Below are 25,998 nucleotides of genomic sequence, written 5' to 3' on the forward strand. Positions count from 1 at the left end.
AAATGAACACAAACTAATTTGACGAAGAGGTGTTTTGAAAATGGCATTAACGTCCGCATTCACGAGCTTCAACCTGCCTGTAAAAAACGTAGAACAATCGAAAGCGTTCTTCACCGGAATCGGATTCGAGCTCAACCCGCAATTCCCCGAGAATGAGAATTCGGTAGCCATCGTGATCGGCGACAACCTGCAGGTCATGCTGATCAACCAAGCATTCTTTAATACGCTCACGGAGAAGGAAACCGTCGATACGAGCAAGTATGCGCAGATGACGATCGCATTGGCCTTTGAGAGCCGGGAAAAGGTCGATGAAATCGTGAATACCGCGGTCTCCTTGGGCGGGAAATTGCACGCTGAACCTGAAGATCATGGGTTCATGTATCATTGGGGCTTCGTGGACTTGGACGGCCATCTGTGGGCCATTAACTACATGAACATAAACGCGGCACAAGATTAAGGCTAACGGAGAGCACGCTCGTACTAGGGTTCAAAAAGAAAGACGCCGGGCATCTTCCCAGGCGTCTTCTTCGCGATGATTAGTTTTGTTCGGTATAGGCTTTGAAATTGTCCATGATCGCTTGCCAGCCTGCTTGCTGGAACTCGACGGGATTGGAGCTTTCCGCGTCGAACGTTACAATGACCTTCGTCTCATTCCCTTGATCGACGAAAGCAATATCCACTCTTCTTCCGTCTTCCATGGTGTAGCCGATCGCCTCATGCCGATTCACGACATCGTAGACGCCGCCAAAATCAAAGCCCATGCTGCCATCCTTCGCTTCCATCCGTGTCATAAACTTGCCACCGACCTGCAGATCGTTTTCGGCTCTCGGCGCATGCCAGTCCTCGGACGCTTGATTCCACCTCGTGATGTGTTCCGGTTCGGTCCAATAGCACCATACCTTCTCGATAGGGGCTTGAATGACGGCTTGCACGGTTACTTTCGTCGGTTGACTCATTTCCATTAGACACCTCTCTTAAGATATTCGTCGTTTGGTTATTCTCAAAGATATAGACGTACGCCAATGACGAAATTCATTGGTCAATTCGCTCAGGCAGCCCAAATCGCGAAAATAATGGCGTATGAATGAAGTTTTGAACATGCAGGATTTGATTTTCTTTGGTTTCGATGACGTGGATGCCCCAGGGTACCAGGCCAGAGCCCTCTTTGCCCGGCATATACTGGGCCAACGCCGGATAACCGCCATTCACCGTAATGGGCACAAATCGCGAACTTTCGCAATGCCAGCGAGTAAGCGAATAGAAGGCGGACAAATCTTCCTTGCCGCGGATCCACATCTCGAAGGGCGGCATCGACATGCAGCCTTCCTCGTGGAACAACGCGACGAGCGCCGTAATATCGAATTGCTCGAAGGCCTCCACATACCGGGACAGCAGCTGCTGTTCCGGTTGAACGTTCATGCTGCTGAGCTCATCCGAGCGAAGCTGCGCCCGGTCCATCGTCTCTCGGGCTCTCTGCAAGGCGCTGTTCACCGCTGCCGGCGACATCGCCAACGTTTCCGCGATCTGCTTGGAGGACCATTCAAATACATCCTTCAAAATGAGTACCGCGCGCTGCCGCGGAGGCAAGGTCTGCAGGAGAGCGATGAAGCACAGTTGAAGGGTATCTCTGCGGACGAGCCGATCCTCCGGATTGCCTCCAAAGTCGGGAGACGGCCAGATCCAGGCAGAGTCCGGCAGCGTGTCGCGCGGCTCGACGATGGCGACGGCCGGGTCGAACAGGTCAACGGGAAGCGCGCGGCGTTTGGATTGCCTCAGCTTGTCCAAGCAAAGGTTGGAGGCAATCCGATAGACCCAAGTTTTGAACGAGGAATCCTGTCTGAACGTGCTCCAGCTCTGCCAGACCCGAATACTCGTCTCCTGAACGGCATCGTCCGCATCGTCCATGGAGCCTAGCATTCGATAACAGAACGAGGTTAAGCCCGGCTTCAAGCTTGCAAATAATGGTTCGTCAAATGCGGTCTCGTTCATCGCGGCCTCCCTTAACGATCTCCCCGAAGGGTGGTACCTTCATTATATGCAATGAAGCGGACAGCCTCAATCCGAATAAATAGGCAGGATTATAGATTAACCCTTGTCTATACTTATAATTCGCAATACCTCACGCCAGAACCTGAATACTGGAGCTTTACTTGAAATCACTTGTTTCAACAAAGCCTAAAATACTGGTTAAATGAGATATTTGAAAGAAAAAAAGCAAGGAAAGTGGGGAGGTAGAAAACCGTTTTCAGTGAAGGAGATCAATTGGGCAGATGTCGGATGACAAGAACTTATATCGTTTACCGTAATTGAAGATAATTCTCAATGCATGGTTAAAAAAGCAACCTTAAAGGTAATCTCATAGTCATCTTCTTGATCGACGTGAACGACTTCAGGTTCACCCTCTCTACCGCAGGCTCGATAGTCTAACATGACCACATCATGACCTGCTGAGGGACAAACTGCCGGTCCCATCTCATAAAATTTTTCTCCTTAAATACTTGTATTATAATTGACCTTTTTGGCTATTTAGTCAGCTTGTTCCCACGTTATATTTACTTTAATCTTCCTGTATGCTACATTAACGTTATAACATTATAATGTTATAATCATTTCTGTGATCGTGCACATACCTAGGGAACCCATAACAAATAATCGTTTGCAAGCGTTCTTAACTAAAACCAGGGAAAAGGTGAAGTTCATGTATGAGCCGAAGCAAGAGTCGTCATTTGTGTTACGTAATGTAAAGCGTGTGAATGGGGAAGCTACCGATGTCGTAATCGAAGAGGGTAAAATTACCGAGATAACGACAGCCGGGAGTGGACAAGGAAAACAAGTGAAAGACTGCTCGGGGATTTACATGTCAAGCGGTTGGATTGATATGCATGCCCATGCCTTTCCCGAATTTGAACCCTACGGCGATGAAATCGATGAAATTGGAATTAAGCTGGGCGTCACGACCATCGTGGATGCGGGAAGCTGCGGGGCGGACCGGATTGCCGAGTTAGCCGCAAGCAAGCAGCATGCCCAAACCAATCTATTCGCCTTTTTGAACATTTCGCGAGTAGGCTTGCAAAGAATCGATGAATTATCCAATCTGGAATGGATAGATACGTCAAAAGTCATTCAAGCGGTAAAAGAGCACAAAGATTTCATAGTGGGATTAAAAGCGCGAATCAGCAAAAGCGTGGTGGGTGAAAGCGGCATTGAACCTCTACGTATCGCGCGAGCTCTTTCCGATAAAACATTACTGCCGTTAATGGTGCACATTGGTTCCGCACCGCCAAGTATTGAGGAGATCGTCCCTCTATTAGAGAAAGGGGATATTATCACTCACTATCTCAACGGGAAGCCGAATAATCTCTTCGATGATCAGGGCAATCCCCTTCCTGTGTTAGCGGATGCCATTGAACGCGGCGTAAACTTGGACGTCGGGCATGGTTCAGCAAGCTTTTCATTAAGAATTGCCGAGGCAGCAAAGCAGCATGGCATCGGTTTAAACACGATTAGCACGGACATCTACCGTAGAAACCGATTAAATGGCCCCGTGTATAATATGGCCAATGTCCTCTCGAAATTTCTTTATTTGGGATATTCGCTAGAGGAAGTGATTGCAGCTGTTACGGATCATGCGGCCAATTGGCTCGGAAAACCGGAGCTTGGCCGGATACAAGTTGGGGACGTTGCCAATTTAACCTTATTCACCCTTCGGAATGATCCGATTACACTGGTTGATTCCGAAGGTATCAAGTGGACAGCCGATAGAAGCATAGAAGCCAAAGGGGTCATTGTGAATGGTGTCTACATGGAATGTTAATTACGAGGTTTTAACGCGTCATTAGCGCAAGCGGGAGTATGAGTATTTAATGTTTCAAGAACGCTCGCGTAATGGGACTGGAGATGCATATCGAGAGAGACCGTGTATGGCGAATCGGAACGATTTTTCCGGCTGCCCGAACAGTTGAGTTTATCGCGGCGGCAGTCATGTTCGCGCCCCCAGAGCGGGAGATTCTCCGAAGTCATCGGAGTGTGAACTACTCGGAGCTTTGTCGGTCTCAACAGGGACTTAGAAAGGAAGTGGACGCAGAAGTGAACTTATCCCGGAATCAAAGGCCCTTGTATTTGCAAATCAAAAATATTTTAAAGGATAGAATACTGCACGGCGTGTATCCTATTAAGGCGAATATCCCTTCAGAGCCCCAATTGGAGAAGGAGTTCGAGGTCAGCAAGATTACAATTCGCAACGCCATCAAAGAACTGTGCCAAGAAGGCTATCTGGAAAAGGGCAGTGGCAAAAGGACGAAGGTTATACGCAATACGGCTACTTCCAAGCTGTCTACATGGAAACGGTTTACAGAGCTATTGGTCGAAGAAGGCAATCAGGTTCAAAAGCAATTGTTGCAAGTCGAAGTGATCACGACGGAAGAGGGTACGGAACCGCGTCAGCTATTTGGAGCACAGTGCGTCCGCATAGAACGTCTGTACAGCCTTAACAATGTGCCCTATACGCATTACACACATTATTTGACCATGCGTATAGGAGAAATCGATCAATGGGAACTGAATGCTCAGTCTCTGTACGAGTGGCTTGAGGAGCAAGAAATCACGTTGGCGAAATATCGGGATCATTTTGCGGTAGCATTTGCCTCTCCTCTTATAGAGGAGAAATTACGCGTGCAAGAGAAAACCCCTTTATTGAAAAGATTGCGTTATTCCTATGACGAAACGGACGAGGTGATCGAATACAGCGAGGGCTTCTACAATACGGGAATGCACAGTTATATTGTAAATTATAATGTTTAGCCCGATGTCGGATGACAAGAACTTATAAGCTTAAAGGTCGCGTAGCAGCGGCTTTTTTTATTTTAACGATACAAGTTTTGTCACAAGTCAGTGACAAGAACTTGTATCATTTATTCTACGGTATCAAAAGGCACAGGCTATAGAAGTGGCACAAAGTAGAAGAGAAAGTTAAGATTATTCGTGGTGAACCGTATCACTTATAGTGGTAAATCAGAAAATAGAAACCAATATTAATATAGATGACTTGAATATCACAGCATAGCAGTTGAAATCTTGAAGCAAAAGACGAGTGAACAAGAATATCACTCGTCTTTCTTCTTTTGAAGGTTAACTTTGAAATTCTCTGACCTCATCGCTGCCAGTGTCCGCCGCGTGTTATCTCTGGTTATAATAGGGTTTGCTGAACAAGTCCTCAACCTGAAGGAGAAGTTCCGCTGGAAGTGTCACGGCAAGTCGTAAGACGACAAGGTCTTGCTGTGTCTTGATGATTCTCATTCATCTGTCCCTCCTAAAAAAGAAAATAACCCCTCGAAAAAGGGGTCATGGTTATGATATGGGTAAGTTTTTTTGTTTGAATCGGTTTTATATACCATTACGAACACCGTTCTTGACGAACGATGTTCGTAATGGTATAACTGAATTGTGCTTATTAGAGCTCAATAAGCATGCTCTGAAATTTATGCAGAAAGAAGTGAGAATAATCGATATGGGGCCAGCAAATAAAACAGCAAGTATGCAATCAGAATTTTCATTGAAAAAAATATTACCGGTGCTGCTTGCAGTGACTTCGGGAATGTTCCTCATAATCTTGGACAGTACGATTATGAACGTGGCAGTACCAAAATTGGTAAGCGCCTTTGATACCAATCTCAGCACCATTCAATGGGTCATTACGGCCTATACCTTGTCATTATCAGCTGTTATTCCGCTCGCAGGTTGGTTCTCGGACCGTTTCTCGTCAAAACGGATGTTTATGACGAGCATCGTATTATTTGTGCTTGCTTCTGTCTTGTGTGCCCTGGCGCAAACGCCTGAGCAACTGATCATCTTCCGTATCCTTCAAGGACTCGGAGGGGGCATGGTTGCCCCGATTGGGATTGCAACGGTGTTCTCCGTTTCGCCTCCCGACAAACGTGGTTCAGTCATGGGGATTCTCGGGATTCCGATGCTACTCGCACCGATTCTCGGTCCTGTTCTGTCTGGTTGGCTCATTGAGTTTATAAATTGGCACTGGATCTTTTTCATCAATGTGCCGGTTGGGTTTATCGCGTTACTAATGGCATGGAGATACCTCCCTACAGCGAAGCCGAAGCACAACAGCAAGCTCGATGTAGTCGGCGCAATCTTAGCTCCGATTTCCTTCGCCTCACTGGTCTTCGCGGTTCACCAAGCTGGTGAGAAGGGCTGGTCGAATGCATGGACGCTTGGTTCACTCATATTCGGTATCGTCATGCTTACAATATTTATCTGGCATGAATTGCAGCAGAAATATCCTCTGCTGGAGCTTAGGGTGTTCCGCTCTCCGGCATTCGTACATGGGATTCTCGTCGCGTGGCTAAATCAGATTGCGTTGTTCGGCAGCATTCTATTGTTCCCTCTTTATTTGCAGCAGGTTAAGGGCCTTTCGCCGCTTGAGGCTGGACTGTATGTCATTCCACAGGCAATCTTGTCAACGGTGGGAATCAACCTCGGTGGCAAATTGTTTGACCGTTACGGAGTTCGGCCGGTTGCCATTATGGGCATTCTGTCCCTATCTGGCTCATTACTCGCATTGACACAAGTTACTGCTAATACCAGTCCGTTGTACATTATGTGTAGCTTTGCCTTTGCAGGACTAGGACAAGGATTGACGATGATGCAGATCAATACTCATGTGCTCAAATCGGCTCCGAAGGAATTAGTCAGTCGCGTGACACCGATAACAACTTCAGCCCAGCAAATCATGTCATCCTTCGGAGTGACGATTACGATGGCTTTTCTAGCTGAAAATATTAGAGAACTACCTTCCCAGCATACTCTCAATCAGTTGGGGCATGCTTTCGGTTCCACGTTCTGGATCACTCTGGGGTTTGCGATTGTGGCATTAGTACTCAGTTTATTTTTTGCAAAACGTATAGAAAATAAGAATGCCTCACCTCAATCGAAATAACGTTAGCTTATCAGGAGAGAGAATTTGTATTCTGCGGCCCTGGACGAACGGGGTTCCTTAAGAACGGAGTTCGCAATAAAGATATTTTACTTTGATAAACGACAAATATGCTGAGGAGATGTTTACAATGACAACAACTATTAAAGATCAAAAACGTATCGCTATTATCGGAGGAGGCCCAGGCGGACTAACGCTTGCGCTCATTCTTCAACATCATGGCATTCCGTCCGTCATTTATGAGCGGGAGCTGGAAGACAAGAGTCATGAACGCGGAGGTTCCCTTGACATTCATGAGGAATCGGGTCAACAGGCGCTGAAGGAAGCCGGACTTTATGAGGCTTTTCAAAAAGTGGCTCGTTATGAAGGGGAGGACTTTCGGCTATTCGATAAGACTGGAAAATGTTTTATGGATGAAGTAGCTGATGAGAATGCTCCAGGAGGGCGACCAGAGATCGACCGTGGCGTACTTTGCGATTTACTCTTAAGCAAGTTGGACCCAACGATCATCCGCTATGGGTATAAGCTAGACAAGGCCGTTTCACTATCTAATGGCATGACAGAGCTTCATTTCGAGAACGGGTTCGTCGATACCGCGCATCTTGTAGTTGGAGCGGACGGTGCCTTCTCCCGTGTTCGTCGGCTGCTTTCGGATACGGATGTCAGTTATTCGGGACTAACCATGTTAGAGCTTAATGTTGAGGATGCTGCTAAACGCTATCCTGATTTGGCTGCATTCAACCGTCGTGGCAAAGTTTTTGCATTGAACGATCACAAAGGGATTTTGGGGCAGTTGAATGGTGATGGGCGCATTAAGGTCTATGCGAGCCTGTGGGTGGATCGGGAGTGGCTCGAAACAAGCGGTATTAGGTCTGAAAATCCTCAGGAAGCGAAAGCAAAACTACTGGAGATCTTCCAAGATTGGGATGAGTCGCTCAAAAATTATATCCGCTATGCGGCTGATGCTGTTCTTCCAAGACGGATTTACATGTTACCGGTTGGATTCAAGTGGAAAAGGAACTCCGGTGTTACGCTGATCGGTGACGCGGCCCATGTCATGTCTCCGTTCGCTGGCGAAGGCGTTAATATGGCGATGCAGGACGCAATGGAGCTTGCACTTGCGATCGTACGGAATAAAGATCAACCAAGAGCGATCGAGGATTATGAGGAGAAGATGTACGCCTATTCTTCGGAGATGGCTCGTGAGTCAAACGATAATCTCGTCCTGTGCTTCTCGGATGATGCAGCCCGGAAGCTTAACGAGCTTATGAATTCGTACCATGAACAGTATAACGAAGCGTAATCGAGCCTGTGGTAGACAACAGCCGTCATGCAACGCCACACCGCGCGCTGGGAGCTTCGCGCGAAAAGTGGATTTACTAATCGCTTCCGGCATGATATAAGGATAGTATGATGAAACCTAACCGTAAAATTGTAAGTCGCCGGGCTCGTCCGGCCAAAGAACCGCTCAGTCATGAGTTGATTGTAAAGACCGCCTATGAGTTGCTGAAAGAAGAAGGCACCTCAGGCATGAGCATGCGGAAGGTGGCCAAAGCACTGGACACCGGACCTTCCTCGCTCTATGTTTACGTAAAGAACTTGCAGGAGTTGAGCTCCTATGTGCTGGATTATGGACTTGGGGAGCTCGTGCTGCCAGAGTTAACGGAAGGCAATTGGAAGGAACAGCTTTTCCGGGCTTTGGATGCGTATGTGATGTTGCTGATCGAGCAGCCTGGACTTGCGGAGCTGTCACTTCAGACAATTCCGGTAGGGACCCATGCATTCCGGTTGAATGAATACCTACTTACGGTCCTGCACAAGGGTGGTATTACGTCCACTTCCGCTGCTTGGGGAATGGATCTACTATTGCTGTATGTTTCCTCAGTCGCTTTCGAGAAGGCCGCTAGGTCCAGGCATGGAGAGGAACAGATGAATGCCACCCAACATTCTTACCAGGCTTCAGATCCGGTTCGTTTCCCGCTCATTCACAGTCTGAAAGAGGAGTTGTTTTCCGGAGACATCGTTTCGAAGGAACGATTCTATTGGGGGATTGAAGTGATCTTGAACGGTATTGTGCAAGCTAACGGTTTGCAGCGGAGCTAGATCAGTTGTTGGACGGTAACGACTTACTGGTTTCCCTGCAAGAGCGAATTTTTGAACAAAGCGAGAACAAAGAGAGGGCCATCCCGCGAAGGATGGCCCTTAAAACTTGCCGTTACTGACAGCGCGGTGAACCGTACCACAAGTAACGGTAAATTTTTTCGGGAAATCTCGCTGTCGGCTGACAAGAACATGCATCCTTAAAAGTCGCGCAGCAGCGGCTTTTTTATTTTAACGATATAAGTTTGCCGTATTGGGACAAGAACATATATCGTTTCCCATAATTGAGGAACTTTCTCAAGTCGCAAAGAGAACGGTGTGAGTTAAGCGTAGAAAACCCGACGTCCAGGTAGTAACGCAGGTGACTTATAGGAGAAGTCCACAGAAACGCCTTTATAAACGTGGTATATTTGATGTAGTGATACTTTCTAAGTTGAGGTGCTCGCTGCCTTGACAAGAACGGAATACAAGAGCTATAAGCAAATCGTTGATCATTCCCGGCAAAGTGACATTCCTCTCTCCATTATCACAATAGGCTTGCCGGGCGTAGCAGGCATTATATTCATCACGATGAATTGGATATGGTGATAGAGAGATACTGATCATGTTGAAGGTTTAAAGATTTTGGTTGGCTGTTCCATTTTATAAGACGGGGTGATTACATGTTTTTTCCTTCGGCTATCATCTTCACCGAACTCCATGCAACGTCTGCGCAATGGACAGATGGCGATTGTCGCATGGAGATAATCTAATAATCGCCGACATTCATTCCGACTGTCCACTTTGTTTAGAGCGCAGACTTGCATTCCTTAAGATTAGCATTTTTTAAGGAGTGAGTTGGAATGAAATATAAGAATGCCAATGATGTACTGCCGAAAGGATTGTTATTGGAAATTCAAAAACATATCCACGGCGAGATCCTATACATCCCGAGGCCAAGCGCTTCCCGCAAAAAATGGGGTGAAGAATCAGGATATCGGCTTTTTTTAATAGAAAGAAACAATGAAATAAAGCTTAAATTCAAAGAGGCGGGTTCCATCCAGCAACTTGCCGTTCAATACAGCCTTTCCTATGACACCATTAGGAAAATTGTCTACTCAAAGGATTAATAGAAAGAGATTCTTTTAGGACCATTCCTGTGTGTAAAGAATAGTTATAAAGAATAGAAGGGATCAAGCTCTGGTCATTTTGTTATATGCTTAACCTTAGAAAGCAAAAAATGTTGTGGAGGTTCATATGCACGATCAAAAAATGGCGGCATTGATTCAACAAAATTTTGTATGCAAGGTTTCGTATGTTCCAAGTAAAAGCGCCGGAATGTCTGTCATTGAAACGGATGAATTCGTAAATGTAGATTGCGGCTTGCCGGCGGATACATTCAATATCAGTGTTCTGTTAAAAGATCATACAGATGCCGAGCGTCTGCTTCGTGAAACGGTGGAGCCTTTTACGGTTCAGAATTTCCCGATGTCTTTATGGTGTTGGGATAATATAAGTGATAGCACCCGGCAAGCAATCATGAAGCATGGATTGATTCTCTCTGAAGTCAACATCGGCATGTATGCATATACATCCGACTTACATCCAGCGATGGAACTGCCTTTTGGTTTTTCGGTTAGACAGGTCGGTTCGCCTATGGAAGTGAGACAATTAGGCGAGGCCCTGGCCTCTTTATTCGAGGAAAGTATGGAAGGCGAGTATGTGAGAAAATACTACGAACTGCTGTCAGAATCGGGGCTGTACAAACATTCAGATTTGAAATTATTTATCGGGTTAATAAATGACAAGGTAGTTTGTATAGGATCTGCGATATATACCGAAAACAGTGTTGGAGTTTATGATATCGCGACGCTGCCGGAACAGCGGAATAAAGGGTTGGGCTCCGCCATGTTTCACTATATTTTAGCAGAAATAAAGAGAAGTTATGACGGGCTATGTGTGCTGCAAGCGTCCGAAGCAGGTGCTAACATTTATAGGCGGGCCGGATTCCAACCAGTGTGCAATATTGCCGTGTTTGAGAATAATAATATGCTTGATCTATAATGAATTTCTAAAAGTGCGATGTCGAAACGTTAGTTCAACGATTCAGGAGCAGTGCGCCACACGCGGCAGCTGCTTCTTTTCATTCAGATATGGGCAGATCATAGAAGGCTTCTTACTTAATACTTAATGACCAGGGGTGTGACAAGAACTTATATCGTTTGCCGCATTGGTGTTAAAAGAAAATAAACCATTAGACTGAAAATATAGTATTAGACTCGGAAATTATAGTACTAGACTGGAGATAGTGTTAAACTAACGGGCAGTTATGAGTAATAAAAATGGCACGGATATTGACAAAACTTCCGGTAGTAACTACAATGGTTACAATGGCGGGTGATGCACTTGAAACAAATAAGTACGCGCTTTTCTATTGGTGTTCATATCCTTTCCCTGATTTCTGTCAGTTCGAACGAATGTACTGGGGACTTCATTGCGGGTAGCGTAAATACAAATCCTGTGGTAATCCGAAGAATTATGGGGATGTTAAAAAAGGCTGGATTAGTGGAAGTACGTCCTGGTGTGGGAGGCGCTTCTCTACTCAAAGCACCTGAGGATATTACGCTTCTTGATGTTTATCGAGCTGTAAATGTGATTGAAGAAAACCAATTATTCCGATTTCATGAAGATCTGGATGAGCGATGCCCAGTTGGGCGGAACATAGAGTTGGTTCTTCAACCCGAGTTGAATGATGCTCAATCCGCTATGGAACAAAGGTTGGCACAAACGACGTTGAGTCAAATCACAGAAAGATTCAAATAAATGAGAGCTCTTTTAAGAGAGCTTTTATTTTATAAGCTAGTTGTAACTAATGTTGATATAACAAAACGCATTACAACAAAACATATTTGGAGGAATAGAAGATGAAAATGTTGGTAACAGGCGCGACAGGGAAATTGGGAACAAAAGTTGTAGAGGCGCTGTTGAAATCTGTACCAGCGAGTCGTCTGGCTATAAGTGTCCGCAATCCAGAGAAAGCGGAAGGATTACGAGATCGTGGAGTAGAAGTTCGCCAAGGAGATTTTGACCATCCAGAAACATTGGATACTGCTTTTGCAGGTATCGATCGCTTATTAATTATTTCTGCGGATGGAGACCACGAAACAAGAATTCGGCAGCACACAAATGCTGTTGCTGCTGCAGAGCGTGCTGGAGTTAAATTTATTGCATATACCAGTATAACGAATGCTAGTGAAAGCAAGTTGTTCCTTGCTCTAGTACACCGTTTCACAGAAGAAGCTATCATCAAAACGGGCATTCCTTACTCTTTCTTACGCAATAATTGGTACTTGGAGAATGAAATTTCAAGCATTCAAGGTGTGATAGCAGGAGCTCCCTGGGTGACCTCTGCTGGATCTGGCAAGGTGGGTTGGGCACTTCAACAAGATTACGCGGAGGCGGCTGCAACAGTATTGGCAGGGAACGGACACGACAATACAATTTATGAATTTTCGGGTAAACCGATGTCTCAAGAAGAACTGGCGTCTGCTCTTGGCACGGTATTAGGCAAGGAAGTACCCGTCCAACAGGTTGATGACACCACTTATGCTGACATCATGAAAGGCGCAGGTGTACCCGACTTCGTTATCCCTGTTCTCGTAGGCATCCAGAAAGGCATTCGGGAAGACACACTGGAGATCGAAAGTAACGATCTTGAAAAGTTGCTCGGTCGTCCAGTTACACCAATCAGGGAGACACTGACTCAAATCGTTAACGGAAACTCTCAAACAAAATAATTGACTCATTCGAAAACCGACCTTTCGTAATGCGAGGTCGGTTTTCAATTTAAAGGTTTAGGCTTGCCAAGTCATTACGCTAACGGTGAACGTTAGTTGAATGATTATAGCGGCAGTCTAAGACTCTATTTTTCCAGTCTTGGTCCGCCGCTGCTTCTTTTAATGGATCAGTCTAAATCTTATTTTTCAAAAGCTGACGATTCATCAATTCAAAAACCACGTTAAATCAACGACTCCAGTCTAAAACTTTATTTTCACCGAACAATTGGGACAAGAACATATATGGTTTCCCGTAATTGAAGTTAATTTTCAATTACTATGCTAAATTTGTAGAAGGGCAATTGATAAGTTATTGAGGCAGGGGAGATTGTGTTCTGCGGTAGCGAAATGGGCATAGGCTATAGAGGTGGCACACAGTAGAATAGAAGAGGGTATTAAGTTAGTTGCTCACGAAAACTTTAATAGGAGAGAGATGCTGTCCATTGATTTTCCTTCAGATAATGGCGTCGGAGAAGGATAACGGCAATGAGAACAATAAAGCGACAGTCGACTATGTCGTGAAGCTTTCTGAACTGTTGAGAAAAACGGGCGGCAGCTCGACTTAAACCACGAAAACGGAGGATTACGATAACTATCGGATTATTGGGCACGACGCATTCGGAAGAGTACAGAGAAGAATACAGGTACCCGCTACAGCTGTTGGAAGAGATCATTCTAGAGTTTGCCCCAGATGTCCTATGCGGCGAGGTCTTGCCGGAGAGTTGGGAACTAGAAATCATATTATGGCGCAACGTATCAGAAAAGCTATTCGCAAGCATGATGGCAAGCGCATCTTGATATTGGTTGGAGCAGACCATAACTATATTTTGCACGAGGATCTGTCGGTTCACTATCCAGTGGTTTATCCTTTGCGATGAATGTTGACCAGATGAGGAGACGTATGGAAAAGGACAATGTGCTTACTCTAAAAAACTAAACTCCTGTCGGATGACTAGAACTTATATGCTTAAAGGTCGCTTAGCAGCGGCTTTTTTTATTTTAACGATATAAGTTCTTGTCACAAGTCAGTGACAAGAACTTATATCGTTTCCCGTAATTGAGGATCTTTCTCAATTACTATGCTAAATTTGTAGAAAAGCGGGATATCTAATACTTAGACGTGACTCTCATTTGTAGTTTTTGAGGTATGGGAGCGTTTATTCTACGGTATCAAAATGGGCACAGGCTATAGAAGTGGTGCAAAGTAGAATAGAAAGTTAAGATTATTCATGGTGAACCATACCACAAGTAACGGCAAGTTTTTTCTCAGAATTGGCCCAAATGTGTGTATGGCAAAGTTTTTTTACCATTTGGAGAATTTAAATGGTTAAAACACCATATAAAATGATGGAAGGAGGAGAGTCATAACATGCAAATTTTGAACCCATATGTTCTTGGAACCGTAAGTATGGTTTACATGATGACCAATAATGAAATAATGAATCAAATCATTGCATTTTATAGGGATATAAATGGATTGCTCACTTTTGTCGGATCATACCCCACTTATGGAAAAGGTACTGGAACAAAGGAGGTTTCCACTGCAACAACAAACGACGGTGTCGATCCCCTTACTTCGCAGGGCGCCCTAACTTTGTCCCGTGATGGACGTTTCCTGCTTGCCGTTAACGCAGGAAGCCATAGTATCAGCAGTTTTATCATAACCGACAACGGAACACCTGTCCTGATGGATGTAAAGCCATCTGGAGGTGCCCAGCCCAATAGCGTAGATGTGTTTGATAATTTTGTCTATGTATCCAATGTAGGTAATCCCGCAAACAATTTTACATCCAATATCACAGGTTTTCACATTGATGACAACGGACGCCTTACTCCTTTATCCACCCACTCCCTCAGCACTTTGAATGCTCAACCGGCGCAGGTTCTCTTTACTCCTGATGGAAGTAAAATCCTTGTAACTGAACTTACCTCAAATCATCTCAGTGTATTCCATGTTAATAAAAATGGAATGGTTACAGGACCAATTGTTAATGATTCTTATGGTCAAGGACCATTGGGCGCTTATTTTCTATCCTCCGGAATTCTCTTGGTTACGGAAGCAGTTTCAAATGCGCTGTCATCTTATTCAATGAGCAACGACGGTATCCTTCATGTGATTAGCGGCTCTGTACCAAACGGATATAAGACTGCTTGTTGGGTTGTAACCACAAGGGATGAACGTTTTGCATATATCTCCAATACCTTAAGTGGCACAATATCTACCTACCGTATAGATGGCAGCGGAGCACTGACTGTTGTGGGGCATACTACAAGTACACCGGTAGGAGCACCTGCTGGCTTGCCAATAGATGCTAGGGTCAGTAAAGATGGACGCAATTTTTATACCCTTAACGGGAATCAAGGCACCGTCTCAGTATTCAATATAATGAGTAATGGCAGTCTAGTCAGAATACAGGTTGCCGCATCTACGAACTTTCCGTATTTTGGATCACAAGGTTTAGCTGTTCTTTGATTCTATTGGCAATGCACATCTATTCAAAATGAGAAAACTTGCCGTTACAGACAGCGCGGTGAACCGTACCATAAGTAACGGCTAAATTTTTCGCGATAGAAGGGCATGGAGGCGTTTAAAGAGGAAGGAGTAGGTAAGGTGGTATATATGGGATAAATGAGGCCCGATTAGCTTGTTTAAAGGCTAATACGGGCCTTTCTATCGTTATTCTCAATGTGACTCTGCTAATGCATATCCCCATAAGCTGAATACTAATGCCTATCTGCCGAATCCAGACCGATAAACATTAGAATGCCGGTAAGCATTAAAAGCTAGCGGGAGGATAATGTTCGACAAATGTTTTATGCGGATCTAGGATACAAAGAATTTAAATGGAAAGGTGAGCATGATAGGCTGATCAACCAGGTAACCCTTGTGGATTGCTGTAGTTCACGAACACTCATGCCCACAGAGGGTCATGCGCATACCTCTTTTCCACCACATCCCATTTTGGTTATTTTTCTGGAAAATTGTAAACCGTAATGATGTTAACAGTTTTCGTTAACATTTATTTGTTGGGGGGCACTTTGCAAAATGAACGTATTTCAGAAATGGATGAAACATACGCTATCCCATTCCTCCGAACAGAAATCCCGGGAAAATGAGGATATGGCTAGCAAGGTTACGGTAGACACTTGTTTAACGGCCAATATTGATTGGATCATACAGCGGCTGGGAAACAGCACGGATCTGATCATGAGACCATTTAAAATGGGTGAAAACGGTACGCAAAATGCAGCCATCTTTTATATCGAAGGCATTTCCGACATGAAATCGATCCTGGAGCCTTTATCCATGATTCTGCATGAACAAGCGAAGCAAGAGGTCCGTTGGCCGGTATTAAACGCTGAAGATTTTATTCAACGTCTGTTGATTCCCGTAGGATCGGTCAAGAAGGTAGTTGACATGAGCGCGCTTTTGCAAGCGATGCTCTCCGGAGATACCGTTATTCTTTTTGATGGAATAGAATACGGCGTTGTTGCCAGTTCGCGGCAATGGAAGGGTCGCAGTATTGAGGAACCCAGTACCGAGCCTGTGGTGAGAGGACCGCGAGAGGGCTTTACGGAAGTGCTGCGTACCAACACAGCGCTTCTGCGCCGAAAGATCAAGGATCCTAATTTATGGATGGAAACCCTTCAGATCGGGAGAGTCACGCAAACGGATGTCGCATTTATGTACATCAAGGGCATCGCCAGCTCGGTAGTGGTCGATGAAGTGCGCAATCGGTTGAAGTCGATTGACATTGACAGTATTTTAGAGAGCGGATATATCGAGGAATTGATCCAGGACAAGACCTTCACCTTCTTTCCGACGGTTTATAACTCGGAGAGGCCCGATGTGATCGGGGCCGAATTGTTGGAAGGCCGGGTGGCCATTTTGGTGGATGGAACCCCGGTTGTGCTCGTTGTGCCGGCGATATTCGCTGAATTTTTACAGGCTTCGGAAGACTATTACCAGCGGGCCGATTTCGCCACGTTCATTCGGATCATCCGATATTGCAGCCTTGGCATCACGCTTCTGGCACCCGCGTTGTATGTGGCGATTATCACGTTCCATCAAGAGATCCTTCCTCCCCAATTATTGATAAGTTTGGCCGATGCCCGGGAGGGAGTCCCGTTTCCGGCCTTCGTGGAGGCCGTCTTGATGGAGCTCGTCTTTGAAATCTTGCGGGAAGCGGGGGTTAGGATGCCCAAAACGATCGGTCAAGCCGTATCCATCGTGGGTACGCTCGTGATCGGACAGGCGGCTGTGGAAGCCGGACTTGTTTCTCCGGCGATGGTCATTATCGTCTCATTGACGGCGATAGCCAATTTCGTTATCCCATCGTACAGTGTTGCGATTTCCCTCCGCCTTCTCCGTTTCTTTATGATGATGTTGGCCGCTTCCCTTGGCATATACGGGATTTTGTTAGGTTTGTTTGTGACCGTATTTCACATGTGCAGTCTTCGTTCCTTTGGCATTCCCTATATGAGCACATTCGCGCCGTTCCATTTGGCCGATCAAAAGGATGCTATCCTCCGGGTACCCTGGTGGGCCATGGTCTCAAGACCCAGTTATACAAAAAATCGGAATTACATCCGGATCGGATCTGACACCGATCGCGCAAAGCAAGATCCATCTGGGGAAAGTTAGTTCCCATTCCTAAGGAGGGAGGAGCGTCCGTGTGCAAAACAGTTTGGAAATGGCTGCTGATTAGCCAATTGATTCTGCTTCTGACCGGTTGCTGGAACCGCAGGGAACTTAACGAGTTGTCCATAGCGGTGGCGATGGGACTTGATGTGTCGAAGGATAATCAATATACGGTTTCCGTCCAACTGGTCAATCCCGGAGAGATCGCTTCCAAGAAATCGGGGGGAGGAACCGGCACCCCGGTATCTACGTTTCAGTCTCAAGGGCATTCCGTTTTAGAAGCCCTTCGAAGAATGACGACTAAGCTGAACAGAAGAGTTTATTTGTCCCACCTGCGCATGGTAGTAATCGGAGAAGAACTGGCCCGGAGAGGCATTGCCGATTCGATTGATATACTTTCCAGGGATCATGAAATGAGGACCGATTTCTTTATTGTCGTGGCAAAGAAAGCAAGGGCCGAACAAGTTTTGGAGATCCTGACCCCACAAGAAAAAATACCGGCAAATAAATTGTATTCCTCTTTGGAGATGGCGGAAAAGTCGTGGGCGGCAACGGGCAAAATTACGCTGGATAGGGTGATCGACGACCTGCAAAGCGAGGGAAAAAGCCCCGTTTTAACCGGACTTCTTATGATAGGCTCCCCAAATGAGGGGAAGACAGCGGATAATCTCAAATCTTCCGCCGTGCCCGCTCTTTTGCAGTATAACGGTTTGGCGGTATTTAAAAGCGACAAGTTAATCGGATGGTTGAACGAAAACGAAAGCAAGGGCTATAACTATATACAAGGAAAGGTCAAAAGCACGGTGATCGTCAACAAATGCCCGGGAGGCGTAATGGAGGTGGAGCTCATTCGAACAAAGACCAAAGTCAGAGGAGCATTGTCAAGCGAAGGAAGGCCGCAAATCGATATCCAATTGCATGCCGAGGGCAATGTCGGGAACGTCGCATGCGATATCGACATGTTGGATCCCTCCTTCATTCAGCAAATCGAACAGATGACCGAGCGGAATATAAAGGAACATATCATGGAAGCTGTACGAACGACGCAAACCCGTTTTAAGACCGATGTCCTCGGTTTCGGCGAAGCCGTTCACCGCTCTTCCCCCGACTATTGGAAGAAGTCGAAACAAAATTGGGATTCCATCTTTACCGATCTGACGGTTCATGCAACCGTTGCCGTTGATATTCGCCGAGTCGGAACGACCAACCAATCGGTCAAATCGAGGGTAAGGAAGTAGCCATGTGGACAGTAATAGCATCCATCGTCGCTATCGTCTTTCTGATTCTTTTGGAGCTGCCCGCGCTGCGGAAAGGAAAGCAGTATAAAGAAATGACGGTATTTGGCTTTTTGCTAACCGTTTCATTGACCATTTATACCATGCAGACGCTGCACATCCGTGTTCCGAATCCTCTTGAGCTTATTTCGGCAATTTATGAACGACTCGGTTTGGTGACGGGGTAATACGGGATAGCAGTCATAAGCGGAAGGGGTTCATTGATCGTGAAGGAAAAGGAAAATCGTATCATTGACGTTCATCAGTTTACGATCCTGGCCATTTTTTTCGGCGTCGGCACATCCATCCTGATCGCTCCCGCTCCCTTGGCCGCCGGTGCCAAGCAGGATGCCTGGATATCGTCTGTCATTGGGATCGTCGCGGGTCTATTGCCGATTGCCATCTATATAAGACTATCCAATCGCTTTCCCCAAAAAACGGTGCTCGAGATGAACGAATTGATTTTTGGAAAGTGGTTGGGGAAGGCCGTATCCTTGTTGTATACTTTATTTTTCTTTCTGCTCAGCGTCCTGATGCTTGGAGATATCGGGTATTTCTTAACAACGGAAGTCATGCCGGAAACCCCTATTGTTTTTATTATGGCTTGTTTGATGGTTGTAGTGATTATGGCGGCTCGTAAAGGGCCGGAAGTGATCGCAAGGGGAGCGGAAATCTTTTTCCCTTGGGTGGTCATATTGTATGTTATGCTCGTTTTGATGCTGGCTCCCAAAATAGAAACAGTAAAAATACAGCCCGTGCTGGAGAACGGATTCCTTCCGGTCTTGAAAGCAGCCCTGCCCTTTTTAAGCCTGCAGGAATACGTCATTCTTATGATGATTTATCCCTTCGTGAAGGTTTCGAAAAAGACCGCTTCCGCCTTTTACGTCGGAACTCTAATAGCCGGGGTCATGCTTGTCATCATGGTATTGCTGTGTATTCTGGTATTGGGACCAAACTTAACGGCATCCAACCTCTATCCCAGCTTTACGCTCGCCAAAAAAATCAGTGTCGGAAGATTTTTTGAACGGGTAGAGGTGATTATTGGAGCCTTATGGCTCATTACCATTACGTTTAAATTAATTTTGACCTTCTTTGCAATGGCGCTCGGGACAAGTCAGGTTTTTCAATTCAAATCGTATAATTTTCTAACGGTACCGCTTGGCATGCTGACTATTGCCATGGTCTTGCCGGCTTATACAAATATTGTTTATGCGATGGATTTCATTCGCCGGGTTTGGCCGGCTTATGCTTTAACCTTTATGTTTGTACTTCCTCTTATAACCTGGATCGTGGCCTCCGTTAGAAAGCCACTTAAAGAAGAAGAGGGTTGATGGCCGTTGTTGATTTCGAATCTTTTCGAACGCTGTGGTGCCAGCTATCCAATCACTTCCATCGAATCCGAAGAGAATCTGCACGTGTACGATTTTTTGCTGCGCCGGGAAGTGAAATAACTCCTCCAGTGAACACGGTGGATTTCATTAAAAGACGATGATGCATCGGTTTAAAAGCATGTATAAAGGATCATGGTTAGTGCTGTTCTATTTTACGCTGATCCGTACCACAAGTAACGGCGAAAATTTGGTGGCAAAAAGGGTATTTAAGGTCTGTAGGAGTAATGGAGGAAGGTGTTACAAAGAGGTTGCGTCCCTGATGGGAGGTAGAAGCACTCGGCAAGCGAGGGGAGAGCGCAGTGTGGCCGGGGCTAATCGATAGGTTTGTCAATGTGGTCCCGATAGTAGTCAAAATACAACTGATTTTGCGTACCTCTCACGGCATAGAATATGTCGGATACGGACTTGTTCCGCTGCCGCAGCACCTGCTCCAGCCACTGGACGGCCGCGGTGTGTAGCTTCAGATCTTTGTGCATCACCCACTCATACTCGCTTTTTTTCTTGACGGACAGCGGTTGGAGCCGGGGTTATAACTTTTCGCATTGGGGGCTGGAAAGAAAGGACATACCATAAGAATGGCCTTAAACTTGCAGTTATAGACAGCGCGAAGAACCTTATCATAAGTGACGGCGAAAATTGGGTTGTGGAGAACCCAAGAGAATGTGTTGGCTTTTAAGGAATAAGTGCTGTCGAAAGACAAGAACATATATGCTTAAAAGTCGCGTAGCAGTGGCTTTTTTTATTTTAACGATATAAGTTCTTGTCACAAGTTAGTGACAAGAACTTATATCGTTTGCCGTATTGGGACAAGAACATATATCGTTTCCCGTAATTGAAGATCTTTCTCAAGACGCAAAGAGAACGATGTGAGATAAGCGTAGACAACGCGACGTCCAGGCGGTAACGCAGGTGACTTATAGGAATAAGGTGAAGTCCGCATAAATGCCTAATGATTTAGGAATGAATCTGAAATACAATTAGCTCAACAAGATATGACTTCCCTGTTAAGTCAGAAAGGAGTGAACAATTTGAAGGAAATTGACGAAATAGCTGATGTGTTCAAGCTGTTAGGAGATAAAACCAGACTGACGATCGTCGCGATGCTGAAAGAGAAGGAATTGTGCGTATGTGAGATTGTGGAGTTATTAAACACGAGCCAGCCTAATATTAGTCAGCATATGCGCAAATTAAAAGACGGTGGTCTCGTGAAAGAGTCAAAAAAGAGGGCAGTGGGTATATTACTCTCTAAGTATCGAGGACAAGCCACTTGTCGTAGAACTTCTTAAGCAATTGCCTTCACAGAAGGATAAGATCCAATCCACCATTTGTAATGATATTGACTGCTGCAATTAATTCAAGAGGGTGTTATGGCCTACATAGCTTTTCTTATATTCGTATTTACCTTAACATTAGTCATTTGGCAGCCAAAGGGAGGTAGTACCAGCGTAGCTGACACCACCCGCAAACACATGGATATAAATGTACAATTGCAGCCTGTTCGTTAAGCTATCGTTTTCCGTTAGTGTAACGAGTTACAAGTTTCATTGATTTTTATGTTTAGGTTACAACTAACTTGAGTGCTATACCTCTTGTGTTGCAATCCACCACGTGTTTCCAGCAGGATCCTTTACCCCTGCACGTCGATCATGATCTCCTTCTTTGCGAGTTGGTTCCAAGATTGATATGCCACCTGCATGAACTGCAAGCTGATGAGTTCTTATAACATCCTGCACATAAATATGTAATTGAGCAACAGTTGCGCTCCAAGTATTTGTGGCATCCCCAAACATTACAACCGTATCCTCAATTTGCATTTCGACATGCATTAAAGAACCATCAGGTCTATAAAAACGTCTTAGTTCGGTTGCACCGAAAGCTTCCTGCAAAAAATTAATTACACGCTGTGCACTCGGCACCACTAAATAGGGTGAAACACTTGAATATCCTTTTGGCTTCCAAAAGTCAGACATTTACGGACCTCCCTATTTACAAAAATGTTTTTTATCTTATTTCGCTGAAATATTCATAAATCCTTTCATTAACCAAATACTCGGAGAAAGCCAAGCTATCTCAAAACCTATCCCCCCACAAATTGCGCCATTTTCTGTTGACCTAGCTTAAAAAGCAAGGCATCGATGACGCTCTGATTCAACCGTATTCTGGACACGAGAGCAGAAAATCGTTGGAAGTGTACTCGAAATTGGCAATTACTGATGCACAATTCGAATATAACGAAATGGTAGTGGGAGGTAGCAATAAGATGTAAACTTCCCGCAAATTGTCCTTGGTAAAAGGCTAGTAAAGATCATACATTAGTAAATCTAAAGATCATTTTATACCCATCAAAAGTTGTTCCTAATGCTTCCTCATAATTACCTTTTGTGTAGTTTGAAACTGTTTTACGCCAAAATCTTTGCCCCACGATATTTTTTTCGGATGTGTTAGTAAACTGGAACAGTTAGGCATACGGAATAAGTCCCAACTGAAGACATGGATGAAGTGGTATCGAAAAGGGGAACTACATCGTCTGGAGCAGCCTGTGGGTAAGCAATAACAGCTATGGAAAAGGACCTGAACATGCTTCGGAGCTCGAAAAGGTAAAAGTGGAGAACCGTTTTCTGAATTCAACATAAGTCTATTAATTTTTTGATGAAAACTGTATGTTATTTATGCGACCGTGGCGCAAAACGAATGGCATAAAGTGAGAAGACATGCATGATTACACTCAGAAAAATTACGTTGGAAATCTACGCTCCATATTAAACTTGTAAGTATCAAAAGAACAACGGCGCTTCGTTGCGTCCCGCAAGCGAAAGGAAGGGTACCGATGATTATGACACAAAAAGAAATGCTGTTCATTGTGCAGTCACAACTTGCTATTGACCTGAATTGCTCGATTGATGACCTGAACGGTGAGAAGGACAACATTATTTTTGTTGAAGCTAAAGAAAATCCTGGACGAAGACCATTTCCAAGGAAGGCTCGTTATTTCGAGATGGTGTCTATGGGGAAATCAATTATAGTGTCGGCTACACCGGAACGGTTGTCAGTTGCTAAAACACAGATGGAGGGCAAAGACAGGGAAAAGGTATTCTCCTTGCCATTTATCAGAGGTCTTTACTTCCATTTTCTACCTGATGTAAAAAGAATAAGGCCAATGGTACCACCGAAACATTTTTCATTTGAACTGATTAAACGAGAAGAAGTGGTTAGTTTATTTGATGTCACAAGATTCAACGAAGCTATTATATATGATAGGAATCTTCCTTGGCAGACTGATCTAGCTGTGCTTGCGAAGCAAGACGGGGAAATTGTTGGTGTGGCAGGAGCAAGTAAAACCTGTGCAAAATTGTGGCAAATTGGCATAGAAGTATTACCTAAATATCATAATTTGGGATTGGCTAGTTATCTTGTAAACAGGTTAACTTTAGAAATATTGGAACGTGGAGAGATACCGAGTTATGACGTAATCGCAAGTAACATTGCTTCACAGAGAGTAGCTCACCGAATTGGGTATTTTCCCGCTTGGGTGTCTGATTGGCGATGCAATTTTGAAGGACTTGAACAGTAATTGTTTCTCAAGAAATGTTCATAACTAGGCTACCGTAAAAACGCGAGACAAAACTTCAAGTTTTTTCTCGTGTTTTAGTTGTATCTGAGTAAATTGGTAATTATGATGTATTATGTATGTACAGGCCGCGCTAGAGTTAGGACGTTATCAAGGCAAGCTGTATGTGGAGCAGCCCGCTGTTCTGCAGAGCCTGACCAACCTAAGCCATGTGGATCTAATGAAGAATACGTATCTGCATTATCGGTCATGGCCGGTCGTCTACGATTATATACGCTCAGAGGACTGCGAATTCCCGCAGCACGTGCGGCAAATGCTCATCGACATCGATGAGCACGCAGACGAGATACTCACCCTCATCGAAAAATTACCCATCGTGCTATGCCACCGAGACTTTTGGGTGACCAACCTGATCTATGCCGATGGGAAAATCGCGCTCATCGACTGGGATACATCCGGATGGGGCCGCCTAGGTGAGGATCTCGCAAGCCTAATTGCGGATGAAGCCGATATCGATCACATGGTCGAATACTACCAGCGATGTGTCCCTGCGTATTACAAAGGCTTCTCGGAGTATACGGATGTATCGCCTATCGCTGATAATTGCGTCTACGAACTGATTCTTCTCATATTCGGATACAGGCTTGTGGAGTGGTATCTCCGTACAGAGGACGATGACCAGAAGACGAAGCATGTCCATACGCTCCAAAAAATTTATGAGATGAAGACCAGCACTGCGCAGGGTTGACTCTAAACAAGAACTCCGAAAACCGTTGAGCGTAGCGGGTTTTCGGAGTTCTTTCATTACTCCCATTGGATCGTCGCCGACAGCCTTCTAAAACTTGCCGTTATAGACAGCGCGGAGAACCGTATCATCGATAATGGTAAAGCAGAAGATTGAATTGAACATTAATGTTGCAATGATAAATTTCCGAATTGGAGTTTAATTGCTCGACACATATTGAATAAGCAAGTGTCAAATATTACACTCCTATGGCGACCTATAAAACATGAGATAAACTTCCTCAGAATGTTTTGAGCTGTCCGTGATATAATGGACCCTTGGCCCATGCTGATCAACCTTGATGCGCAGCAACCGGCATTGGTAGGGCTTTACTGGAAGGCGGATCTATTTGTCGTCCAGACCTGTGTTGCTTGCAGTAGTAACGATACGGTGTATATGGAGACTGATAGGGCAGGGAGAGCCCGTCTGGAGTGAACATAATGCAATGTCGTAAGGAGCGGGAGAGATTTGCGCGGGCGCCCCGACATCCGTTTCATGGCAGCGAGTGGGACGTGCGATTGCGCACATCGATTTTTCGAAGATAAAGGAGAGGACGAGCGGAACATGAATGTGGAAGTGTATACGTTAAATGCGTTTGCGAAAGGGGAGTGTGGTGGTAACCCAGCAGGCGTTGTTTTGGAGGGCGGCCTTTCGCTGTGTGCTGCCGAAATGCAGCTTATAGCGAAGGAATTGGGTTTTTCGGAGACGGCATTTATGGAAAAATCCCTGTTTGCGGATTACAAAATCCGCTATTTCACCCCCGCCAGCGAAGTTGATCTGTGCGGACATGCCACGATTGCTGCATTTGGACTAATGCATTCGCTGGGTTTGGCAAAGGAAGGGACCTCCTATAAGATAGAGACCAAGGCAGGGATTTTGGATGTTGATATTAGCTCTGGTCTTGTTTATTTGTCACAAGCCTTACCACAATTTCTTGAAAGGATATCCTGTGAGGAAATCGCCCCATCTTTGGGGATGGATGCCGAGGATTTGGAAACCGGATTGCCCATCCAAATTGTTTCGACGGGGCTGCGGGACATTTTAATCCCGATCCGCAGCAGGAAGCTCTTGAATGAAGTTCAGCCAAATTTTGACGCTATAACCGCCATCAGCGAAAAATATGATGTGGTTGGATATCATCTGTTCACGATGGATACTCCAGATGATGCTGTTGCGGAATGCCGGAATTTTGCGCCGCTGTACGATATTCCCGAGGAAAGCGCGACAGGAACATCCAACGGTGCCCTGCTCAGCTATTTGTACCAACATGGCCAACTATCTTTGCGGGAAGTGGAGCTCGTCATGTTCAGGCAAGGGTATTCGATGAATTGTCCTTCTGAAATTAAGGTAGGATTGCGCCTGAGCGAGAGCGGTGAAATCAACCAGGTTCGGGTTGGCGGTGCAGTGGCTGGTATTGAACGAAGACATATCACGATATAAGTAAAATCAAACAGGCTGTTTGCAGCTACTGTACCTTA

At 45.2% G+C, this 25,998-nt stretch carries 22 protein-coding genes and 3 pseudogenes; 20 read left to right on the plus strand and 5 right to left on the minus strand.

Annotated elements, in window-relative coordinates; translation table 11 throughout:
- Window positions 1-40 precede the first annotated feature (40 nt).
- Window positions 41-457 (plus strand): VOC family protein, encoded by a 417-nt coding sequence (locus ACI48J_RS13400; protein ID WP_405083148.1) that lies wholly within the window; start codon window positions 41-43, stop codon window positions 455-457.
- Window positions 458-536: 79 nt separating this feature from the next.
- Here ACI48J_RS13400 and ACI48J_RS13405 read toward each other — a convergent pair whose 3' ends face one another.
- The 3 genes and pseudogenes from ACI48J_RS13405 to ACI48J_RS13415 form a co-directional block, all read right to left on the minus strand.
- Window positions 537-962 carry an SRPBCC family protein gene (locus ACI48J_RS13405; protein ID WP_405083149.1) on the minus strand — a complete coding sequence of 142 codons (426 nt, stop codon included), beginning with the start codon at window positions 960-962 and terminating at the stop codon, window positions 537-539.
- A 70-nt stretch (window positions 963-1,032) separates the two neighbouring features.
- The gene (locus ACI48J_RS13410; protein WP_405083150.1) at window positions 1,033-1,989 is read right to left on the minus strand and encodes a sigma-70 family RNA polymerase sigma factor; all 957 of its coding nucleotides are present in this window, start codon (window positions 1,987-1,989) and stop codon (window positions 1,033-1,035) included.
- Window positions 1,990-2,346: 357 nt separating this feature from the next.
- Window positions 2,347-2,457 (minus strand): annotated as a pseudogene (locus tag ACI48J_RS13415) (SMI1/KNR4 family protein); the annotation flags it as partial.
- 241 nt (window positions 2,458-2,698) lie between these two features.
- Here ACI48J_RS13415 and ACI48J_RS13420 point away from each other — a divergent pair.
- The 15 genes from ACI48J_RS13420 to ACI48J_RS13490 all read left to right on the plus strand — a co-directional run bounded on the left by ACI48J_RS13420 (window position 2,699) and on the right by ACI48J_RS13490 (window position 20,108).
- Window positions 2,699-3,814 carry an amidohydrolase/deacetylase family metallohydrolase gene (locus tag ACI48J_RS13420; protein WP_405083151.1) on the plus strand — a complete coding sequence of 372 codons (1,116 nt, stop codon included), beginning with the start codon at window positions 2,699-2,701 and terminating at the stop codon, window positions 3,812-3,814.
- A 272-nt stretch (window positions 3,815-4,086) separates the two neighbouring features.
- Complete coding sequence (locus ACI48J_RS13425; protein WP_405083226.1) at window positions 4,087-4,800, plus strand: GntR family transcriptional regulator; 714 nt, start codon at window positions 4,087-4,089, stop codon at window positions 4,798-4,800.
- A 553-nt stretch (window positions 4,801-5,353) separates the two neighbouring features.
- Entirely contained in the window at window positions 5,354-6,949 is a 1,596-nt protein-coding gene (locus ACI48J_RS13430) for an MDR family MFS transporter (protein WP_405083152.1), read from the plus strand.
- 127 nt (window positions 6,950-7,076) lie between these two features.
- Window positions 7,077-8,249, plus strand: a complete 1,173-nt coding sequence (locus ACI48J_RS13435; protein WP_405083153.1) for an FAD-dependent oxidoreductase — start codon at window positions 7,077-7,079, stop codon at window positions 8,247-8,249.
- Window positions 8,250-8,356: 107 nt separating this feature from the next.
- Entirely contained in the window at window positions 8,357-9,049 is a 693-nt protein-coding gene (locus tag ACI48J_RS13440) for a TetR/AcrR family transcriptional regulator (RefSeq protein ID WP_405083154.1), read from the plus strand.
- Window positions 9,050-9,888: 839 nt separating this feature from the next.
- Window positions 9,889-10,155 (plus strand): CD3324 family protein, encoded by a 267-nt coding sequence (locus ACI48J_RS13445; protein ID WP_405083155.1) that lies wholly within the window; start codon window positions 9,889-9,891, stop codon window positions 10,153-10,155.
- Between the two features lie 127 nt (window positions 10,156-10,282).
- Window positions 10,283-11,089, plus strand: coding sequence for a GNAT family N-acetyltransferase (locus ACI48J_RS13450; RefSeq protein ID WP_405083156.1), 807 nt, complete (start codon window positions 10,283-10,285; stop codon window positions 11,087-11,089).
- A 342-nt stretch (window positions 11,090-11,431) separates the two neighbouring features.
- Window positions 11,432-11,848 (plus strand): Rrf2 family transcriptional regulator, encoded by a 417-nt coding sequence (locus ACI48J_RS13455; protein ID WP_405083157.1) that lies wholly within the window; start codon window positions 11,432-11,434, stop codon window positions 11,846-11,848.
- Window positions 11,849-11,949: 101 nt separating this feature from the next.
- Entirely contained in the window at window positions 11,950-12,822 is an 873-nt protein-coding gene (locus tag ACI48J_RS13460; protein ID WP_405083158.1) for an SDR family oxidoreductase, read from the plus strand.
- A 482-nt stretch (window positions 12,823-13,304) separates the two neighbouring features.
- Window positions 13,305-13,427 (plus strand): hypothetical protein, encoded by a 123-nt coding sequence (locus tag ACI48J_RS13465; RefSeq protein WP_405083159.1) that lies wholly within the window; start codon window positions 13,305-13,307, stop codon window positions 13,425-13,427.
- Between the two features lie 803 nt (window positions 13,428-14,230).
- Window positions 14,231-15,334: a lactonase family protein gene (locus ACI48J_RS13470; protein ID WP_405083160.1), complete on the plus strand. Its 1,104-nt coding sequence runs from the start codon at window positions 14,231-14,233 to the stop codon at window positions 15,332-15,334.
- A 573-nt stretch (window positions 15,335-15,907) separates the two neighbouring features.
- Entirely contained in the window at window positions 15,908-17,506 is a 1,599-nt protein-coding gene (locus ACI48J_RS13475) for a spore germination protein (protein ID WP_405078655.1), read from the plus strand.
- Between the two features lie 29 nt (window positions 17,507-17,535).
- Window positions 17,536-18,741 (plus strand): Ger(x)C family spore germination protein, encoded by a 1,206-nt coding sequence (locus ACI48J_RS13480; protein WP_405078657.1) that lies wholly within the window; start codon window positions 17,536-17,538, stop codon window positions 18,739-18,741.
- A 2-nt stretch (window positions 18,742-18,743) separates the two neighbouring features.
- Window positions 18,744-18,965 (plus strand): hypothetical protein, encoded by a 222-nt coding sequence (locus ACI48J_RS13485; RefSeq protein ID WP_405078658.1) that lies wholly within the window; start codon window positions 18,744-18,746, stop codon window positions 18,963-18,965.
- A 39-nt stretch (window positions 18,966-19,004) separates the two neighbouring features.
- Window positions 19,005-20,108 (plus strand): endospore germination permease, encoded by a 1,104-nt coding sequence (locus tag ACI48J_RS13490; RefSeq protein WP_405078659.1) that lies wholly within the window; start codon window positions 19,005-19,007, stop codon window positions 20,106-20,108.
- 371 nt (window positions 20,109-20,479) lie between these two features.
- On the opposite strand, the gene ACI48J_RS13495 is transcribed toward ACI48J_RS13490, so the two are convergent.
- On the minus strand, window positions 20,480-20,644 hold the full coding sequence (locus tag ACI48J_RS13495; protein WP_405078660.1) for a hypothetical protein: 165 nt from the start codon (window positions 20,642-20,644) through the stop codon (window positions 20,480-20,482).
- A 552-nt stretch (window positions 20,645-21,196) separates the two neighbouring features.
- Here ACI48J_RS13495 and ACI48J_RS13500 point away from each other — a divergent pair.
- Window positions 21,197-21,521 (plus strand): annotated as a pseudogene (locus tag ACI48J_RS13500) (ArsR/SmtB family transcription factor).
- A 227-nt stretch (window positions 21,522-21,748) separates the two neighbouring features.
- On the opposite strand, the gene ACI48J_RS13505 reads toward ACI48J_RS13500, so the two are convergent.
- On the minus strand, window positions 21,749-22,138 hold the full coding sequence (locus tag ACI48J_RS13505; RefSeq protein WP_405078661.1) for a VOC family protein: 390 nt from the start codon (window positions 22,136-22,138) through the stop codon (window positions 21,749-21,751).
- 857 nt (window positions 22,139-22,995) lie between these two features.
- On the opposite strand from ACI48J_RS13505, the gene ACI48J_RS13510 reads away from it, so the two are divergent.
- From ACI48J_RS13510 to ACI48J_RS13520, 3 genes and pseudogenes are all read left to right on the plus strand, one after another.
- Entirely contained in the window at window positions 22,996-23,739 is a 744-nt protein-coding gene (locus ACI48J_RS13510) for a GNAT family N-acetyltransferase (protein WP_405078662.1), read from the plus strand.
- Between the two features lie 112 nt (window positions 23,740-23,851).
- Window positions 23,852-24,484 (plus strand): annotated as a pseudogene (locus ACI48J_RS13515) (phosphotransferase family protein); the annotation flags it as partial.
- 600 nt (window positions 24,485-25,084) lie between these two features.
- Window positions 25,085-25,960 (plus strand): PhzF family phenazine biosynthesis protein, encoded by an 876-nt coding sequence (locus ACI48J_RS13520; RefSeq protein WP_405078664.1) that lies wholly within the window; start codon window positions 25,085-25,087, stop codon window positions 25,958-25,960.
- The last annotated feature ends 38 nt before the right edge of the window (window positions 25,961-25,998 follow it).

The sequence above is a fragment of the Paenibacillus chitinolyticus genome (assembly GCF_045038035.1).
Classification (GTDB): Bacteria; Bacillota; Bacilli; order Paenibacillales; family NBRC-103111; genus Paenibacillus_F; species Paenibacillus_F chitinolyticus_A.

Bases quoted from the DNA above. Each gene is read 5' to 3' on its own strand.
- ACI48J_RS13520 (WP_405078664.1), top strand. From the start codon at position 25,085: ATGAATGTGGAAGTGTATACGTTAAATGCGTTTGCGAAAGGGGAGTGT.
- ACI48J_RS13470 (WP_405083160.1), top strand. From the start codon at position 14,231: ATGCAAATTTTGAACCCATATGTTCTTGGAACCGTAAGTATGGTTTAC.
- ACI48J_RS13430 (WP_405083152.1), top strand. From the start codon at position 5,354: ATGGGTAAGTTTTTTTGTTTGAATCGGTTTTATATACCATTACGAACA.
- ACI48J_RS13450 (WP_405083156.1), top strand. From the start codon at position 10,283: ATGCACGATCAAAAAATGGCGGCATTGATTCAACAAAATTTTGTATGC.
- ACI48J_RS13420 (WP_405083151.1), top strand. From the start codon at position 2,699: ATGTATGAGCCGAAGCAAGAGTCGTCATTTGTGTTACGTAATGTAAAG.
- ACI48J_RS13405 (WP_405083149.1), bottom strand. From the start codon at position 962: ATGGAAATGAGTCAACCGACGAAAGTAACCGTGCAAGCCGTCATTCAA.
- ACI48J_RS13475 (WP_405078655.1), top strand. From the start codon at position 15,908: ATGAACGTATTTCAGAAATGGATGAAACATACGCTATCCCATTCCTCC.
- ACI48J_RS13485 (WP_405078658.1), top strand. From the start codon at position 18,744: ATGTGGACAGTAATAGCATCCATCGTCGCTATCGTCTTTCTGATTCTT.
- ACI48J_RS13410 (WP_405083150.1), bottom strand. From the start codon at position 1,989: ATGAACGAGACCGCATTTGACGAACCATTATTTGCAAGCTTGAAGCCG.
- ACI48J_RS13400 (WP_405083148.1), top strand. From the start codon at position 41: ATGGCATTAACGTCCGCATTCACGAGCTTCAACCTGCCTGTAAAAAAC.
- ACI48J_RS13510 (WP_405078662.1), top strand. From the start codon at position 22,996: ATGATTATGACACAAAAAGAAATGCTGTTCATTGTGCAGTCACAACTT.
- ACI48J_RS13460 (WP_405083158.1), top strand. From the start codon at position 11,950: ATGAAAATGTTGGTAACAGGCGCGACAGGGAAATTGGGAACAAAAGTT.
- ACI48J_RS13495 (WP_405078660.1), bottom strand. From the start codon at position 20,644: ATGCACAAAGATCTGAAGCTACACACCGCGGCCGTCCAGTGGCTGGAG.
- ACI48J_RS13440 (WP_405083154.1), top strand. From the start codon at position 8,357: ATGATGAAACCTAACCGTAAAATTGTAAGTCGCCGGGCTCGTCCGGCC.
- ACI48J_RS13435 (WP_405083153.1), top strand. From the start codon at position 7,077: ATGACAACAACTATTAAAGATCAAAAACGTATCGCTATTATCGGAGGA.
- ACI48J_RS13505 (WP_405078661.1), bottom strand. From the start codon at position 22,138: ATGTCTGACTTTTGGAAGCCAAAAGGATATTCAAGTGTTTCACCCTAT.
- ACI48J_RS13445 (WP_405083155.1), top strand. From the start codon at position 9,889: ATGAAATATAAGAATGCCAATGATGTACTGCCGAAAGGATTGTTATTG.